The sequence below is a fragment of the Blautia sp. LMAG:36 genome, from assembly GCF_008680535.1.
GTDB lineage: Bacteria > Bacillota > Clostridia > Lachnospirales > Lachnospiraceae > Blautia_A > Blautia_A fusiformis.
Genome location: NZ_NALB01000003.1, coordinates 132,812 through 151,214, shown reverse-complemented (window position 1 = coordinate 151,214; position 18,403 = coordinate 132,812). Strand labels below are relative to the sequence as shown.

Here is an 18,403-nt window from a genome sequence, read left to right as displayed (position 1 = left end):
TCGTCTGCGTTGTCGTTTAGTCAAGCGGATATTTGCGATCCGCAGTCGGTTACTCTGCTGCCTGTTCTTCGCTCCCGGTATCTTCTGCATTTTCTGTTTCCGCAGAAGCTTCCTGTACAGCTTCCTCTGCCAGTTCTTCTGCTGTCTCGGCTTTCTCCTCAGCAGCCTCGGCCTGCATGCGCTCGATCTGCGCCTTCACAGCAGCCAGCTGCTCCGGTGTCAGCCTGGAAATCGTTGCCTTCAGTTCTTCCTGATCATTCTTTCTGGCTGCAGATTCCTTTACAGAATCAGCAGCTGTCTTAACCGTTGATTTGATGTTATGCTTCAGCTCCTGATTAAGAACCTTACCCTGTTCAACCGTAAGCTCACCCTTTTTTACCAGTTCATCCAGGATTTCTTTGGATTTCTCTGCTGTCACTGCTGCTGTACCAATACCCACCAATAAAATTTTCTTCAGTCCTTCACCTAATTCCATAATATTTTCTCCTTTCCTGAAACCGGCAGTTGCCGGACCATCACACCACAGTCCGACACCAGACCCTATCCTGAAACAAAAGTTTTCTGTTCCTGTCATATTCCCAGAAAAACAAGTCCCTTGGGAACAAAAATGATCAGTCCGACGATCGCTGCCATGATCGCTGCGATCAGTACTGCTCCGGCCGCTGTGTCCTTGGCGATCTTTGCCAATGGGTGACGTTCCTCTGTGACCAGATCCACAACAGCTTCCACTGCCGTATTCACCAGCTCCAGCGCCATCACCATTCCGAACAGCCCCAGGCAGATGCACCACTCTGTCACGGAAATCCCAAGGATCAGTCCTGCGATCACCACAAGCGCTGCCACCATACAGTGGATCTTCATATTTCTTTCCTTGCGGATGCAGGTAAAAATCCCCTGAAACGCATATCCGAAGCTTTTATACAGCGGATCCTTCTTTCTGCCTGCCATGTTCCTCACCTGATTTCCTGTTTGAATTATTCCCTCCAACGGGAAGTATGGGATTATTATAACAAGTTTGTAGTAATATTTCCAGTATTCCGGAAAATTTATGAATATTTAAGGAGTATATGTGGTTATTCACAGACAACTGTTCAAGCGGATAAAAGCATCCGCATTCAGTTAAACCACACATACTCCTGTTCCTGTTGCATATTCTGTAAAATTTCCGGATATTCTGAATTATTTTTCCGGATATATATACAGATGTCACATATTATTCCACATTTTTCAGTGCTTCATCCATGGGCACTTGACGGATTCTCCGGAATTCCAGCACTGCTACCACTGCATAGGCTGCGATTCCGATCGCTGTCATTTTCACATAGATCATGGGATCCACCCACATGGTGATCCATCCCGAAATACTGGAAAGCATCATCTCGCGGAACAGCACTTCCATGATCTGCCGTTCAACCGGAAGGCTTAACAGCAGGCAGAACACCACCACAAGTGATGTGGAAAGTATATACAAACGGCTGATCTCACCATTTGTATAGCCCAGGATCTTGGTCATGGAAATCGACTGGGCATTTTTTTCGATGATGACCTTGGAAAGCAGATAGATCACCACCAGGAAAATGATCACGGAAAATCCATACATCATTCCCATCATATCTCCCATGGAGACATCCAGCTGCCTGGATATTTTTGTAAGAGCCTCCAGATCAATGACAGAGCCGATATATTTTGAAGGGATATCCCTGATCTCTGTATCAGAGAAATATCCTCCAAAATAATCATCTCCAAGATCAAACGCCTCATTCAGTTTATCTCTTTCCATAAATACACAAAGGCTTGCCGCATAATCATAGATTCCATCTACTTTAAAGGAATACTCATCCTTCTCGTATTTTTCCTTCAAAGTTATGGTATCGCCCTCCTTGATCCGGAATTTGTCCGCATAGGCACTGGAAATATAAACACCGTCTCCCGAAAGATCCGCCTGGATATACCGGCTGTCAGGCTCCACACCGTAAAAAGCGATCTCCTCACTTTTATATTTACCAGGCATGGTATTCAAAGAATACGCAGAAAATTTTTCCGCATCTTTATTGTCCGTTCTGATATCCGTATAATATTCCAGAAGAGAATTCATGGCATCCTCTTTATTCCCAGAATAGGCACTTGCCGGAACCGAAAGCATGTACTGATATTTCGCCAGCATATTTTCCTGGATCTCAAGCTGATAATGATCCAGCGCAGACGGAAGAAGCATTCCGAAAAACAGCAGCAGATTTGCGAAAACAACTCCCACAAACAGCACCAGATAACTGCTGACATTCTGAAAGATCACCCGGAGGCGAAACCTGGAAAAAATTCCTATCTTCGGGCTTAAATACACTGCACGTTTCTGTTTTTTACCAGAAAAATCCCTTCGCAGGAGCTTCAGAGGCGAAAGCTGCAGGCGGTACCTAAGCACCGCATGATCGATCAGTATCATAATGATGACCGGAACTACAGTTGTCAGAAGAAACGCATCTGCATTCCATACAGTCACATAAGTCGGCAGACTATAGCTCCCGTAATACATGTCTGCACATACACCCTTAAATACGGTATATCCAAGAATATTTCCGATCAGGGCACCGGCCAGCGTGACCAGAACCGGAAGCGTCATATAATGAAGGATCAGCTCCCGTCTGGTATAACCGGATGCACGTAACGTACCGATAACACCGGCTTCCTTTCGGATCGTATTGCTGATGGTAATTCCAAACACAAAAGCCATGATCACGATCACAATATAAAGAAGCGTGATGACCATTGCCCTGTCTCCGCCCATATCATCACCGGTGAAAATGATCGCCTGGTTAAGATAACGTGGGACAAAGTTTTCCAGAGCTACCGCTTTGCCAATGTCTTCCATGAGATTTTCGGAAACCTTCTTCTCCTCTTTTTCGTTCTTTGGCTGATGATCATATATCCATGCATAATTGTACCGGAGCTTTTCCTGATCCAGGTTTTCAAATTCCTCCGGAGTTACGATCGCCACACCAAACTTTACAGAATCAAACATGGAATCATTATTATTCTGAAACAGGGCACTGTAATCCGAAAGTGCCACCAGACCTGTGATCTTCCAGGATTTTTCACCTCTGATCAGGGTATCTCCTACCTTAAGACTGTTGTTATCCGCATACATACGGTCAATGGCGATCTCGCCCTGCCCTGACGGCATTTCTCCCTTCATCAGGCAGACCTTATTCACCTTCTCACGGTTTTTAAAAAAACGCATGGTGCTTCCGTTATCCAGATCTTCTTCTATATAGTAGTTCTCATAAAGCTTAACACCGGCAGCTTCAATATCCTTCCACTGAGAACTGTAAATCTTTTCCGCAGTACGGAAATTTCCGTTTTCGATGTTATATTTATCAAAGCTCTCATTATAAGCCTTCAGCATGCTTCCATCGGCTACCAGAAAGCCGGACACAAACCCGATGGTCAGTACCATCAGCAGGAAAACCACCAGATATTTTCCAAATTCCCCCTTCAGTTCCCTAGGGATACGTTTACGTAAAGGATTCTTCATAATGCCCCCTTACCATTCCAGGTCAGCAGCCGGAATCTTCTGCTCATTCTGATAGTTTCTGCGGATCATCCCGTCACGAAGCTTTACCACACGGTCTGCCATATCCTTGATGGCATCGTTATGAGTAACCATGACTATAGTATTTCCGTATTTGTGATTGACTGTTTCGATCAGCTTCAGGATTTCCTTGGAGGTGTTGTAGTCCAGAGCGCCGGTAGGCTCATCACAAAGCAGGATATCCGGATTTTTTACAATGGCACGTCCAATAGCAGTTCTCTGCTGCTGACCTCCCGAAAGCTGGTTCGGAAGCTTCCGCTGATGTTCATAAAGTCCCAGTGTCTCCAGCAGTTCATCCACATCCAGCGGTCTGTCACTTAAATAAGCACCAACTTCAATATTCTCCCTCACAGTCAGATTGGGGATCAGATTATACATCTGAAAAATATATCCCAGATGTTTTCTGCGGTAGAGGGAAAGCTTCTTTTCATTCATATCCTCCAGCTGTTCTCCCTGAATGGTAATGCTTCCTGCATCTGCTCCGTCAATGCCGCCAATAATGTTTAGCAGCGTGGATTTCCCGGAACCGGACGGCCCCAGAAGCACACAAAATTCTCCCTTTTCAATCTCAAGATCGATCCCCTTCAGAACATCTACATGGCTCTCTCCTGCCCCGAAGGATTTTTTGATTCCTTTTATCTCCAGAAACATAAACCGCTCCTTCCATTCCTATACAGTTCTTCTTTATATATGAATACACATATATGTTAGTCTGAACTTACTCTTTTGTCAAGAAGCAGACTTATTTTCGTATTTTTTCCATATATCTATATGCGCTGTACCGGTCCGGCTCTTGCCAAAATCCAGTAAAACGTATATAATGTGGGAGTATCTGTATATTTTTAACCAAATAATCTTATTTTTAAAGGAGTGAATATTGAAAGTGGACCCCAGCGACACTTACCAGATAATCATATTACTTATTCTGCTGGCATTGTCAGCCTTTTTCTCATCTAACGAAACCGCGCTGATGTCGGTAAACAAGATCCGTCTCCGCTCTCTTGCAGACGAGGGAAACAAGCGTGCAGCCATGGCTCTCGATATCCTGGAGAACCAGACGCCCAAGCTTCTCAGTGCGATTCTCATCGGAAACAACATTGTGAACATTTCAGCTTCTTCCCTTGCAACCACACTTGCATACAGCTTTGGCGGCTATATGGTCAGCATCGTGACGGTGATCCTGACGGTTCTGATCCTGATCTTCGGTGAGATCACCCCCAAGAACTACGCAACCATTAACTCTGAAAAGATCACCCTCCGCTATATCCCGGTCTTTAAATTTCTTATGACCATCATGACACCGGTGATCTTCATCATCAATCTCTTTTCAAGAGGTGTGATGCGCCTGATGCGTGTGGATCCGGATGCAGCCAGCAAGGCCATGACCGAGGAGGAGCTTCGTACTATCGTGGACGTCAGCCATGAGGACGGTGTCATTGAATCCGACGAAAAAGAAATGATCTACAATGTGTTTGATCTTGGAGATGCCACAGCCAAGGATATCATGGTTCCAAGAGTACATGTTACCTTTGCGGATGTGGAATCCACCTATGATGAGCTGATCGATATTTTCCGCGAGGATAAGTTCACACGTCTGCCGGTTTATAAGGACAGCCAGAACAACATTGTGGGAATCATCAACATGAAGGATCTTCTTCTTTACGACAAAAATGAGGAATTTGTTATCGATCATTTCCTCCGAAAGCCACATTTCACTTACGAAACAAAAAGCATTTCCGATCTTCTTGTGGAAATGAAGGACTCCACCTTCAACATTGCCATTGTACTGGATGAATACGGTGATATGGCCGGACTGATCACACTGGAGGATATCCTGGAGGAGATCGTGGGTGAGATCCATGATGAATACGATGAGAAGGAGGACGAGCTTGTCCAGAAGATTTCCGACCGGGAATATATCATCGAAGGTTCCATGCATCTGGATGACGTAAATGATCATCTGGATACGGAACTGGATTCCGAGGATTATGATTCCCTGGGTGGATTTATCATCGAACATCTGGATCGTCTGCCTGTTGCCGGTGACGAAGTGATCACAGAGGACGGAATCCGTCTGATCGTAGAAAAGCTGGATAAAAACCGTATCGAGAAAGTGCATGTCTACCTTCCGGAAAAAGATCCTGAAACACTGGATAATACCGAATCCTGAGTAAGCAGGCTCCAGCTCCGTAACAATAAACAGCTGATGTACTGAAAAAATATTTAATACTTAATATCATCCATATCGGAACTGTTATCGTAATCCCCGGCTCACCCGTTGAGCCATCAGGATTTTTGATTGACAGTTCCGATATTTTATATTATAATGATAGAAAATTTTTATCCATATTTACTAAATGCAATGACAGGGAGTAGTACACAGTCTCCGGATGCACAGAGAGAAGATGGCCGGTGAGAATCTTCGTGACTGAACTGTGGAAGTAGCCCTCGAGCAGTGGACTGAACCATGGATCTTCATGCAGTAGGCTTCATCGTCATTCCCACGTTACAGGGAGGCAGTATAATTTTGTACTGGCAGAGAGCAGAGTTTTACCTCTGAAAACAGGTGGTACCGCGGAATCATCCGTCCTGAGCATATTTTATCCGATATGCCGGGACTTTTTTATTGGAAAAATTTCTCGCGACAGCCCTTATCTGCTTAACTTTTCACATCATCAAAGGAGGGAACCAATTCATGAAACAGATTTCCGGAAACAAATTGCTTGTAAAAGCCTTAAAAGAAGAAGGCGTTGATGTTCTGTTCGGCTATCCTGGTGCCTGCACCATCGATATCAGCGATGAATTATATAAACAGAGCGGCATTGACATCATTCTGCCACGTCACGAGCAGGCCCTTGTACACGAAGCAGATGCCTATGCCAGAACTACCGGAAAGGTTGGCGTATGTCTCGTTACCAGCGGTCCCGGAGCTACCAACCTTGTTACAGGTCTTGCAACTGCCAACTATGACAGTGTTCCGCTTGTATGCTTTACCGGACAGGTTGCCCGTCACCTCATCGGAAACGATGCGTTCCAGGAGGTTGATATTGTCGGGATCACCAGAAGCATCACAAAATACGGTGTTACCGTCCGCAACCGTGAGGATCTTGGACGTATCATCAAGGAAGCTTTCTATATCGCACGCACCGGACGCCCAGGCCCGGTTCTCATCGACCTTCCAAAGGATGTAATGGCCGAGCTGGGAAGTGCTGAGTATCCGAAGACTGTCAATATCCGTGGCTACAAGCCTAACACCAGCGTGCATATCGGACAGCTGAAGCGTGCCCTCAAAATGCTGCAGAAGGCCAAAAAACCTCTGTTTCTTGCTGGCGGCGGTGTGATCATTTCCCGCGCACAGGAGATTTTTACCCAGGTTGTTGAGAAAACTCAGATCCCGGTTGTCACAACCGTCATGGGACGTGGCGCCATTTCCACAAAGAACCCTCTGTTTATCGGAAATCTCGGTATGCACGGCGCTTATGCCGCAAATATGGCCGTGAATGAATGCGATCTTCTGTTTTCCATCGGAACCCGTTTTAACGACCGTATCACAGGCAAGCTCCATGAATTTGCCCCACATGCACAGATCGTCCACATCGATATTGACACCGCTTCCATTTCCAGAAATATCCATGTAGACATCCCCATCGTTGCCGATGCAAAAGAGGCAATAACAAAAATGAATGAATATGTACAGGACTGTAATACCGGCAAATGGCTGAAGCAGATCCAGGAATGGAAGGAAGAGCATCCTCTTACCATGAAAGACCGTGGTATTATGGGACCGCTGGATATCATCGGCGAAATCAACCGCCAGTTTGACAAGGCCATTCTTGTTACCGATGTAGGTCAGCATCAGATGCTGGTGAGCCAGTATGCAGACATCACCGAGAACCGTCAGCTGATCATGTCCGGCGGACTTGGAACCATGGGTTACGGCCTTCCAGGTGCCATCGGTGCCAAGATCGGTAATCCGGATACACCGGTCATCTCCGTTTCCGGTGACGGCGGCATGCAGATGAACATTCAGGAGCTGGCTACCGCAGTTCTGGAGGAGCTTCCGATCATCTGCTGTATCTTTAATAATGAATATCTCGGAATGGTCCGCCAGTGGCAGAAGCTTTTCTACGGAAAACGTTACGCCATGACAAATCTGAAGGCCGGTGCACTCTCCCGCCGCACAGACGGTCAGGAATATCCGGAATACACACCGGAGTTCATCCGTCTCGCAGAGAGCTATGGGGCAAAGGGTATCCGCGTAACTGAGAAGGATCAGATCGCGGCTGCTTTCGAAGAGGCTAAAAAGAATACAAAAACTCCTACGATCATCGAATTTATCATTGATCCGGAGGAAATGGTTTACCCGATGGTCAAGCCGGGCGGCACCCTGGCTGATCTGATCATGGATTGTTAGGAGGAATGAATGATGGATAAAGGAATGAAAAAAAGATGGATCTCTCTCTACGTTGAAAACCAGGTCGGTGTTCTTTCCAAGATTTCCGGTCTTTTCTCCGGAAAGTCCTATAACCTGGACAGTCTTACTGTTGGAACCACCGAGGACCCCACAGTTTCCAGAATGACCATCGCCACAGTCAGCGATGATGAGACTTTTGAGCAGATCAAAAAACAGCTGAACCGTATGATCGAGGTGATCAAGGTTATTGATTTTACAGACGTGTTCGTTCGAATGAAGGAGATCCTTTACATCAAGGTAAAGGGCTGCTCCCCGGAAGATAAAGTAGAACTTTTCCAGATTGCTGAGACTTTCAAGGCACGTGTCATCGACTATGGAAAAGACAGCCTCCTTCTGGAATTCGTCCAGACCGCAACCAAAAATGACGCGGTCATCAAGCTTATCAAAGAAGAGTTCAAGCATATCGAAGTTGTCCGCGGCGGAAGTGTTGGAATTGAATCGATCAGTATGATGGAAAGATAAAAGCGGAATAATACTCCGACAGAAAAACACGGGGCTGATGCTTTAACGATTAATAAATCGTGATTTTTACAGCCCCGAGTTTGTTCATATACATTCATTATTTCTGCATAAATTCAAGCACTGCCTCTTTCGTCGGAATCGCAGGGATTCCGCCTCTCTTTTGCACACACAATCCAGCAACTGCATTTCCCAAAACAGCACACTTTTTGATTTCTTCCCATTCCATTTTTTCAACATTCTTATTCATAGAAAGGATACTGCATAATACGCCTCCCCAGAATGAATCACCTGACCCAGTCGTGTCGACCGCATGTGTCTGAAATGCTTTGATGATTTCTTTTCTGCTTTTTGTTGCCATAAGAACGCCCTGTTCTCCCAATGTAATGGCAACCAGCTTTGGTCCCATGGCAAGGAGTTGATCTGCAGCCTGCTCATAACTTTTCGCCTCTGTCAACAGAATACTCTCTTCATCCGATACCTTCATGACATCTACCAATTCTATGACAGATCTCATTTTTTTCACTGCATACTCTTTGCTCTTCCAAAGAGACGAGCGATAATTTGGATCATAGGAAGCAACTCTCCCAATGCCACGATATCAACTTTTTCTTCCATTTTTTAGTTCCTCTACAATCTCGTTATAACGTTTTTTATTTAACCGGTAGAAAAATAATACAACCGCAGTCACAATCCACAGTACACCCGGAATCGTCGTAAATGCATGTTTCATAATTGAAAGTACAATTGCATTTTGTGTCTGATTTGCAATATAACCATATTTTCCAAGTAATCCTGCTAAAAGTGCTGTTCCAACTGCCATTCCGATTTTATTTCCAAGTGAAATAAATGCATACTGAAAACCGTCATTTCTAAGTCCTGTTTTCCACTCCCCATATTCCACACAGTCTGGAATAATTGCATAGATTGCGGTATTAAATCCAGAGAAGAAAAACTGTGTGAGACCAGATAATGCATAAAAAATAGCTGGTGATTCTTTGGCATTGAAGAAAAACATAAACAACATGGAAATTCCTGTAAATAAAGCAAAGAGAGATGCTGTTCTTCCTTTGTTATTCAACTTGCGGAATAATGGTTGAAAACAGGCTGCCCCGATGATAGAAGGAATAATAATGCACATCGAATAAGTTGTGTAGTAGGAGGCATTCCCTTCCACATATGTAAAATAATACAGAATATCTGCGTTTCTACCATACAATGTAAATCCAAATAATATCTGTCCTGCCAATGCAAGAAGATATGGTCTGTTCTGCATAACTGCTTTCAACTGTATCTTTACAGAAATTTTTTCTTTTTCCGGAGTAATCACTGCCTCTTTCGTCTTCGCAAAGCAGAAGAAATGACAGGCTGTAAAAATACATCCATATATGACCGCCACCGTCAGATATCCTGTCTTTGCACTATGACTGCCGAATTTGCTGAGCAGCGGAACTGTGATAATATTTAACACACCAATTGCAATCATCGCTGCAACCGAACGGGATGTATTTATTTTTGCACGTTCATCAATATCCTGTGTCATAGCACCACACAAGGTTCCATATGGAATATTCACACAGGTATACCCCAAAACCAGCAGACAATATGTAATTACCATATAAATGATCTTTCCATTCTGCGGCCAGTCAGGTCTTGCCCAGAATGTCATAACAAGAAGAATCGCTGTAATTGGTGCCGCTACTAACAGCCATGGACGGTACCGTCCCCATCTCGATTTTGTTTTATCCGTAAGTCCCCCGACGATTGGATCATTGATCGCATCCCAGAATCTTGAAAAAAGCATAAGTGCTGACACAGCCGCCATACTGATTCCGAACACGTCTGTATAAAATATCATCAGAAAATTACTGACGAACATCCAGCTGAAATTACATCCGACATCACCAAACCCATATGCAATCTTACTGATCAGCGGTACTTTTCCATTTTTGTTTTCGCTTCCCATATGTCCCTCCTATTTTTATCAGAGTTTCTGACAGAACTCTATTCTTTCCTCATTTGGTCCCTTGATCATAAAAAACTTCACACCATTTTCCCAAAATGGCAGTTCTTCGATTCCGTCTGTAATAATTGTGTATTTTTCATTGCAGATTTTCTGATACATACTTTCAATGTCTTCCACATCAAGTGCAACATGTTGGTATGCACCGTCTGACATTGCCGCCTGCCCATTTTCAAAAGTCTCTATACAGTAATTTTTTATCTGTAAAAATGCCACTTTTTCATTATAAGACTGCATAATTACTTCAAATCCAAGCCTCTTATAAAACTCAACTGTTTTCTGCAAATCGTTTGTCGGAAGCCCGACATGGGCAACTCCGACAATTCCATATTTATTTTCCATACGAACTCCTTACTTTTCACTGACGTTGATAATTACTTTCATCGTTGTCTCGCGGTTATCATCAATATACTGGTATGCCTTCAGATAATCTTTAAAAGCAAATGTCTTTGAGATGAGCGGTTTCAAATGAACTTTACCCTCATTTACCAGTCTGATTCCATCTATGTAATCATCATGGCGGTACATCATCGTGCTCTTAATGTCAAGTTCGTGGTCATTTGCCACTGCAAGATCTACTTCTGCCATTCCTGCAAAAACAGCCACCAGTACGATCGTGCTTCCTTTTCTTGCATATTTAATTGCCTGTCCCATTGTGATATTGTTTCCGGCACAGTCGTAGATCACATCCGCCTTATCCGGTCCAAATGCTTCGATCATTGCCTCACCGAAGTCTTTATTTTGAGTATTCACACACACATCAATTCCACATTCTTTTGCCTTTGCCAGTCTAAGATCACTGATATCTGTGATCATCACTTTCGCTGCCCCCATTCCTTTTGCCGCCTGTGCCACGAGATTTCCGATCGGTCCTGCTCCAAGGACTGCAATATTCATGCCAGCCACATCGCCCATCTGTTTTACACCATGAACTGCCACAGCAAGAGGTTCGATCATAGCTCCTTCTTCATAGGACATATCTTCTGGAATAGGTGTTACTTTAGATGCATCCACTGCAAAATACTCAGATGCTGTTCCTGTCGTCTGAAATCCCATTACTTTTAATTCCTCACAGAGATTATACTTTCCATGACGACATGGATAGCAATGTCCACAATATACCTGAGGCTCTATCGTCACCTTCTGTCCCACATGAAACTCTGTGACATTTTTTCCAAGTTCTGTAATCTCACCGGAAACCTCATGTCCCTGTGTTACCGGATATTTTGTAAACGGATGTTTTCCATGATAAACATGAATATCTGATCCACAAACACCAATATTCATAATCTTTACCAACACCTGATTTTCCTTTACCTCCGGAACCGGAACCTCTCTGAAAATAATTTCTCCTGGATTTGTCATTACCTGCTGTAACATAATTGTTTTCTCCTTTTTTATCATAATTGTTTCCTCCTTATTTATATTGTTTTATTTGGTCTTTTATAAATTGTTTTATTAAAGTAATTACATTATTATCCTGTAAACACGATTTGTCAATATGTTTTTCATAATTTTATATATTTCATAATTTTAAAATACATTTTTTGTGTATTTTTCACAATCAACACGAAAAAAACGGAAAGGAAACCGTAGTTACTGTTTTCTTTCCGTTTTTTACTATAATATCTTTTTCTAATTTTACACAACTTCTCGTTTTTCACACATATAAAGCGGACATCTGCATTCACTTTGCAACCTGTCAGTGGGAGCTTTTAACTCCAACAGAGTGAACATCCCCTTACCCAACGCTTGATGCCCTGCGCACCAGATGCGGTGGACTGCTTATCTGCGTTCAAAAAATTTACAATTCTGCCATATGTTTTGTAAAAAAGTATTTCGCGGCTCCAACAGCCGACGCTTCTTTCTTATACGAACAATTTTTTAAGTATGAAACATCATGCTCAAAGCCATTATATGCCATCACTTTTTCTCCCAGTGGTATCATATAATCTGACAATACACCTCCCACATCACCTCCGAGTATAATATCCATATCATATGCCATCCGCAGATTTGATATCAAAACAGCAAGATGATCCAGATACTCATTCCATGTCTGCAAATTTTTTTCATCACCACTTTCAATTTTTTCCATAAATGCATCCAGTGACTGCCTGTTATCTTGTGTCAGTACACTTGCAGCACAATATGCATCTGCACATCCTGCTTTACCACAATAACACTTTCTTCCACCGGGAACGAGTATCATGTGACCAAACTCACCTGCTTTCTGGTTCTGCCCTCGAAACAGCTTTCCATCTATGCAGAATGCGCCTCCTAAGGTGTGGTTCAAAGACAGATATATCGCATTTGGATACTTTTGCTTTTTTTCTGCAAGCATTGCAGCATTAGCATCGTTTTCAAAATATACTGGAATTTCCAAAGCCTGCTCTAAAAAGCGCAGACTATAATTCTCTATACCTAAAGCATGGGATTTTAAAACGATCCGTTCTTTCTGATCAATAATTCCTGGAATCGCCACTCCAATCCCAAGTAGCGTATCCTTCGCTAATTCGCCTTCAAGAAAAGTTTTGACCTTTTGTGCCACTTCTGCACAATAGGATAATTCTGCCGTAAATTTTAAACGGATGCGATCTTTTTTTATAATCTCATCTCCAAGATTTACTAATACCATTTCTATATGATTCGCTGTAATCAAAATTCCCATTGCATGACAGTATGACTTATTAATCCCTATACTTTTTGCCTTTCTTCCACCGGTCGAAGCATATTCCCCAGTTTCTTCCAACACCATTTTTTCTAACAAGTCATTCACATTTGCTAACACAGTCGGCATACTCAAATTTAAATCTTTTGCGATTCCCGCCTTGGATGTAACATGATTGTTCAGCACATAATTAATTATTCTTTTTCTTGTTATATTTTTTTTATCTTTATTTTCCGTTTTCTTACCCTCTTTTATTAAATATATTATAAAAGAATTATATGCTTTTTTATTCTTCTTGTAAAGCAATGTTTTTTGACACTCCCCACAGCTAAAGCAGGGGGATTCTTGCTTCTCCCACTACTGCATTGGCAAACACCTTACGGTACTGCAATGTCTTACACAGTGTCCACAAGCTATATTTATACTGTTCCCGTATGCCCTACGGTACAGTTTTTATCTTTATGCAGACTGCATCTGCAGTCCTTTTTTCAGAATATTGATACTTGCATTCGTATCCCGGTCATGAACCGCATGGCATTTGGGACACTCCCAGATACGAATGCCCAGATTTTTTATCCGTGGATTTCTGTAGCCACAACAGCTGCAGGTCTGACTGCTCGGATACATCGTTGGTACTCTGTGAATTTCATTTCCATACCAGCCAGCTTTATATTCCAGCATTTCAAAAAATTTTGCCCAGGAAACACTCGCTATCGATTTTGACAGTTTATGATTCCGGATCATCCCCTTAACATTCAGATCTTCAATACAGATGGTTTGGTTTTCACGCACCAGCATCGTTGACTGTTTCTGCAGGAAATCATTCCGCTGATTGGTTACTTTCTCATACACTCCTGCCACCCTGATCCGCTGCTTCTCGCGGTTATGGGAATCTTTTTGTTTTCGGGAAAGCCTTCGCTGTTCTCTTATGAGTTTTCGCATTGAGCGTTCCAGATATCTGGGATTTGATACCGTATTTCCATTACTGTCGGAGTAGAACGCTTTGATCCCGACATCAATTCCTATCGTTCCGCCAGCATTTGAGCGTGGTTCCGGTTCAAGATCAACATTTAAAACCGCAAAATATTTTCCAGCCGGTGTGTGCTCAATGATCACGTGATTAATCTTTTCCACTTCCATCGACTGCCGTATTTTAACAAATCCAAGTTTCGGAAGTTTGATATATCTTCCCACAATACGAATATTATCTTTTTGATTTACCGTTCTGTATGACTGGAACCGGTTATGTTTACTTTTGAAGGTTGGATAGGAAGCCCGTTTCTGAAAAAAATTCACAAATCCCCGGTCGAGATCCCGCAAAGACTGCTGTAATGCAATGGAATCTGCTGCTTTCAGAAAGGCAAACTCCTCTTGCTTTTTCAGTTCAGTCAACATGGCGGAAGTCTGGGAATAGCCGATCTTTTCCCCATTTTCATAGCCTTCCTTACGCATGGCAAGTCCCCGGTTGTAGATGAACCGGCAACATCCCAGGGTCTGATGGATGAAGTTTTTCTGTTCTCTGTTCGGGTAGATTCTAAATTTAATTCCTTTTTGCATTATCCCATCTTATCCTTTTGTCTCTGCGATGTTTTCTGGTTTTCAATATACTGTTTTACTGTTTCCAGCGGAGCACCGCCCACCGTCGATACAAAATAGCTGTTTGTCCAGAGAGTCGGCATTTTCGTTTTAAGATAGGGAAATTCCTGTCTTAAAATTCTGGACGTATAGCCTTTAAATGACTTTACAGCTTTGTGGATGCCAAACTGAGGATCTACTTCCAAAAGCATATGAACATGGTCTGGCATGATCTCCATTTCCAGGATGTCTACAGAAAGATTTGCAGCATACTCTGTGAGCAGTTCCTTCAGCCGGACGTCCACACCGTTAATTAATACTTTTCGTCTATACTTTGGACACCATACTACATGGTATTTACAGGAATAGACGACATTGTTGTTTGATTTATATGTTGTGTTCATATTCGTATTATACTATGGTCTATTAGTTAATACAATTACTATTTTGTCCATCTTCAATTACTTGCATAAATTCGATGGACGCGTCTTATATCCCCATAGCGGAAGCAAGGAGTTTTACGACGCATTGGATAAAACACTTTCTCGGATGCACGAATATCACGGATTCTCTCCAACAATTCCTTGAAATATCCACCGCCACCTAGATTTTTCAAACGATCATCATCTAAAGCAAAACCTTTTCTCATGTATTCTTTTAAAATCCCAGTTGCCCAAATTCTGAACTGTGTTCCCTGTTTTGATTTTACACGATAGCCAACAGAAATAATAACATCAAGATTGTAATAGTCTACATTGTAAACTTTTCCATCAGAAGCAGTTGTTGCAAATTTTGCAACAACTGAATCCCGCTGTAATTCACCTTCTATAAATATATTTTTAATATGTCTGGAAATGGTTGATTTATCTCTCTGAAACAATTCTGCCATCTGATCAATGGACAACCAGACGGTATCACCATCAAAAGTAGTTTCAACTTTCGTCAGACCATCCTCTGTCGTATAAATAATCATATCTGCTTTTTCTTTGTCCATAAATTAATTTTCCTCCAAAATCAGATACATTATCAATGTGAACAATTTAAAAAATAGAAATTCAACACAGCCACTATGACAAAATCATTATTCTGCATCTTTACCATTTATAATACGGTAGTAATCATCCATATCCACGCTGAGTTTTACCGTAGTATCTGGTTTTCGGTTGCTCAAGAGGCACACGGTCTCAACATGAACGCCCTGGCAGAACTGATCCACTGCACAGGCGTGGGTCATCTCATATCCTGCCTCATAAAATGCCGGGAGGTCTCTCACAAGACTTGTAACCTTGCAGGAAATGTATACGATCTGGTCTACGCCGTAAGCCAGGATCTTTGGAAGGGCTTTGGGGTGAACGCCATCTCTGGGCGGATCAAGGATGATCATATCCGGTTTCTCCGGCACATCATCCAGAACCTTCAGCACATCCCCGGCAATAAAACGGCAGTTATCAATGCCGTTAAGTGCAGCGTTTTCTCTGGCGGCTTTTACCGCATCTTCCACGATCTCCACACCGATCACCTCGCTGGCAACAGACGCTGCAAGCTGTGCAATAGTTCCTGTTCCGCTGTAAAGGTCAAACACTACCTTATCTCTGGTATCTCCTACATATTCCCGCACCTTGGAATACAGGATCTCTGCAGCCAGGGAATTTGGCTGGAAAAAGGAAAAGGTGCTGATCTTAAATTTCAGTCCAAGAAGTTCTTCATAGAAATAATCCTTTCCATAAAGGATCTTCGTCTCGTCGCTCTGTACCACGTCGGATAAAGAATCATTTAAAATGTGCATGATCCCCACGATCTTCCCTTCCAGCGGAAGTGCAAGAAGCTGTTCTTTCAGAGGCTCCAGATCATATTCTTCCTGGGTGGTGGTTACCACATGGACCAGGATCTCACCACTTGTGACGCCTCTTCGAAGAAGAAGATGTCGAAGATACCCCACATGCTGCAGCTTTTTATAGAAGCTGGCATTACGCTCCAGGAAAAACTCCCGCACACAGACTAGGATCTTCGTCATATCCGGATGGACCAGTTTACAGTCATCCGTATTCAGGATATCGTAAGTGCTTCCCTTCTTGTGAAGTCCAAGGGACAGCGGCCCATCCTTATACTCATCCCCAAAGGAAAACTCCATCTTATTGCGGTACCCGAACTCAATAGGACTGCCGTAAATCCCATCCCAGTGATATAAATGATCTGCAGCCTCAGCTTCTTCCGTCCCATCACCGTTCTTCCCGATCTTAGCCAGACTTTCTTTTACTGCCCCATCCAGAAGTTCTCTCACCTGGCGCTCCTTCATCTCCTTCTGCGCCTCATAGCTCATGGTCTGGTACATGCAGCCGCCGCATGACGGAAACTCCTGACAGGCAGGTTCTCTTGTTTCCAGGGGAGATTTCTCCAGGACCTCCAGAAGACGTCCTTCCGCCCGGCCGGAACGTTTTTTATTGATCATAAACCGGACTTTCTGTCCCGGGATTCCGTTTTTTACAATTACTTTCTGGTCATCAACCCAAACAAAACCTTTGTTTGGAAATTCCACTTTTTCTATAATACCTTCGTAAATTTCACCTTTTTTCATAAATCCTCTTTCTGTTTTATAACCAGCAGACAATAGTTCGAACATTCAGGATCCTCTTTACTGTCTGCTCATGAACGCCAGCGTTTCACGGTCCGTCTTCAAAAATCAAGCCCCGGTATCGCGCCGGGGCTTCAATTATCCGCTTCTCATATCATACATAACAGACAGCCATTCTGATCTGTTCAAAACAGCCTCTGCAGTGAAAGTTCTTACTCTTCCTCATCCTCGAAATAATCATCGAAGTCATCATCAAAATCTTCTTCAAAATCTTCCAGGTAATCCGGAGCGAAGAAACGATATACTGCAAATGCGATTCCTGCAACAGCTGCAACTGCGCCGATGATCGCCAATACCCAAAGGACTGTGTTCTTATCTTTCTCTTCTTCTTTTTTCTTCAGTGTTGCGAGCAGTTCTTCAAGTTTTGTTGTATTTAAATTCATAACACTGCACCATCCTTTCTTTCTGTTCGGCTGTACTTTCTGTCAGTAAATCTGCGGCGCAGCGTTTTTTGAGGTCGCTGCACCCGAGCCTTTTTTAATGTTCTTATTATACCACCATATGTCTGGTTTTACCAGAACTTACACAAATTTTCGCAGAAACATTCTATAAAAAAATCGCCGTATTTCCGGCATTTCCGGAAAGATACGGCGGTTTTCTCTTATTCTTTATGGGTTCCTCGGATCACTTTGATCCCGCGTTCTTCTATCAGACCGCAGATCTGTGTTATCCGCGGACATTCCTTTTTTTCCTCATTCAGACGGCATACCCCGACATGGATGACGCTGATCTTTTCACTGACCAGCCGATCTGCCTTTTCCAAAATCCCCTCATCTTCAGCAGGTTCTTTTGCATTGGTTTCTTTGCATCCGTTGCATGTCATCACAGCTGCCAGAATCGTATCTTCCGGATAGCCGGAAAAAAAATCTCTTCTTTCCCGAAATGCAGACAGACATCCTGCCCTGGTACACACATCATTGGAATTAAGGCATGTCAAAATCCCGATCTTTTTCATCTTTTTCCCTCTATGCATCCCGCCTCAC

17 protein-coding genes, 1 pseudogene and 1 other annotated feature are annotated in these 18,403 nt (G+C 43.1%); of the genes and pseudogenes, 3 read left to right on the top strand and 15 right to left on the bottom strand.

Translation table 11 applies throughout. The features are described 5' to 3' along the window. Positions 1-49: 49 nt before the first annotated feature. From CCC17_RS00920 to CCC17_RS00905, 4 genes are all read right to left on the bottom strand, one after another. The gene (locus CCC17_RS00920) at positions 50-475 is read right to left on the bottom strand and encodes a hypothetical protein (protein ID WP_287082343.1); all 426 of its coding nucleotides are present in this window, start codon (positions 473-475) and stop codon (positions 50-52) included. A 95-nt stretch (positions 476-570) separates the two neighbouring features. After that, a complete protein-coding gene (locus CCC17_RS00915) occupies positions 571-948 on the bottom strand; it encodes a diacylglycerol kinase family protein (RefSeq protein WP_015526060.1) in 378 nt (125 codons plus the stop codon). Between the two features lie 265 nt (positions 949-1,213). After that, positions 1,214-3,529, bottom strand: coding sequence for an ABC transporter permease (locus CCC17_RS00910; RefSeq protein ID WP_287082341.1), 2,316 nt, complete (start codon positions 3,527-3,529; stop codon positions 1,214-1,216). A gap of 9 nt (positions 3,530-3,538) precedes the next feature. Further along, positions 3,539-4,237: an ABC transporter ATP-binding protein gene (locus CCC17_RS00905; RefSeq protein ID WP_015526062.1), complete on the bottom strand. Its 699-nt coding sequence runs from the start codon at positions 4,235-4,237 to the stop codon at positions 3,539-3,541. Between the two features lie 232 nt (positions 4,238-4,469). On the opposite strand from CCC17_RS00905, the gene CCC17_RS00900 reads away from it, so the two are divergent. From CCC17_RS00900 to ilvN, 3 genes are all read left to right on the top strand, one after another. Next, entirely contained in the window at positions 4,470-5,756 is a 1,287-nt protein-coding gene (locus CCC17_RS00900) for an HlyC/CorC family transporter (RefSeq protein WP_021652503.1), read from the top strand. Between the two features lie 183 nt (positions 5,757-5,939). Then, positions 5,940-6,181, top strand: a binding site (T-box leader). A gap of 100 nt (positions 6,182-6,281) precedes the next feature. Continuing rightward, a complete protein-coding gene (ilvB, locus tag CCC17_RS00895) occupies positions 6,282-8,000 on the top strand; it encodes a biosynthetic-type acetolactate synthase large subunit (protein ID WP_287082340.1) in 1,719 nt (572 codons plus the stop codon). Between the two features lie 12 nt (positions 8,001-8,012). Continuing rightward, on the top strand, positions 8,013-8,522 hold the full coding sequence (ilvN, locus tag CCC17_RS00890) for an acetolactate synthase small subunit (RefSeq protein WP_015526065.1): 510 nt from the start codon (positions 8,013-8,015) through the stop codon (positions 8,520-8,522). A gap of 97 nt (positions 8,523-8,619) precedes the next feature. Here ilvN and CCC17_RS00885 read toward each other — a convergent pair whose 3' ends face one another. The 11 genes and pseudogenes from CCC17_RS00885 to CCC17_RS00835 form a co-directional block, all read right to left on the bottom strand. Next, the gene (locus CCC17_RS00885; protein WP_270186811.1) at positions 8,620-9,036 is read right to left on the bottom strand and encodes a carbohydrate kinase family protein; all 417 of its coding nucleotides are present in this window, start codon (positions 9,034-9,036) and stop codon (positions 8,620-8,622) included. 84 nt (positions 9,037-9,120) lie between these two features. Then, positions 9,121-10,485, bottom strand: a complete 1,365-nt coding sequence (locus tag CCC17_RS00880; RefSeq protein WP_015526067.1) for an MFS transporter — start codon at positions 10,483-10,485, stop codon at positions 9,121-9,123. 18 nt (positions 10,486-10,503) lie between these two features. Beyond that, positions 10,504-10,884, bottom strand: a complete 381-nt coding sequence (locus CCC17_RS00875; RefSeq protein WP_287082339.1) for a VOC family protein — start codon at positions 10,882-10,884, stop codon at positions 10,504-10,506. 9 nt (positions 10,885-10,893) lie between these two features. Continuing rightward, positions 10,894-11,922 (bottom strand): zinc-dependent alcohol dehydrogenase, encoded by a 1,029-nt coding sequence (locus CCC17_RS00870; RefSeq protein ID WP_044962122.1) that lies wholly within the window; start codon positions 11,920-11,922, stop codon positions 10,894-10,896. Between the two features lie 424 nt (positions 11,923-12,346). Next, a complete protein-coding gene (locus CCC17_RS00865) occupies positions 12,347-13,519 on the bottom strand; it encodes an ROK family protein (protein ID WP_330577262.1) in 1,173 nt (390 codons plus the stop codon). A gap of 153 nt (positions 13,520-13,672) precedes the next feature. Then, complete coding sequence (gene tnpB, locus CCC17_RS00860) at positions 13,673-14,770, bottom strand: IS200/IS605 family element RNA-guided endonuclease TnpB (protein ID WP_287082338.1); 1,098 nt, start codon at positions 14,768-14,770, stop codon at positions 13,673-13,675. Further along, positions 14,770-15,192, bottom strand: a complete 423-nt coding sequence (gene tnpA / locus CCC17_RS00855; RefSeq protein ID WP_059086115.1) for an IS200/IS605 family transposase — start codon at positions 15,190-15,192, stop codon at positions 14,770-14,772. Before tnpA ends, tnpB begins: the two co-directional genes overlap by 1 nt. A gap of 128 nt (positions 15,193-15,320) precedes the next feature. Next, positions 15,321-15,782 (bottom strand): annotated as a pseudogene (locus CCC17_RS00850) (virulence RhuM family protein); the annotation flags it as partial. An 87-nt stretch (positions 15,783-15,869) separates the two neighbouring features. Continuing rightward, the gene (rlmD, locus tag CCC17_RS00845) at positions 15,870-17,363 is read right to left on the bottom strand and encodes a 23S rRNA (uracil(1939)-C(5))-methyltransferase RlmD (protein ID WP_287082337.1); all 1,494 of its coding nucleotides are present in this window, start codon (positions 17,361-17,363) and stop codon (positions 15,870-15,872) included. Positions 17,364-17,572: 209 nt separating this feature from the next. Beyond that, on the bottom strand, positions 17,573-17,803 hold the full coding sequence (locus tag CCC17_RS00840; protein ID WP_015526073.1) for a hypothetical protein: 231 nt from the start codon (positions 17,801-17,803) through the stop codon (positions 17,573-17,575). A 218-nt stretch (positions 17,804-18,021) separates the two neighbouring features. After that, positions 18,022-18,375 (bottom strand): CGGC domain-containing protein, encoded by a 354-nt coding sequence (locus tag CCC17_RS00835; protein WP_044961569.1) that lies wholly within the window; start codon positions 18,373-18,375, stop codon positions 18,022-18,024. Positions 18,376-18,403 lie beyond the last annotated feature (28 nt).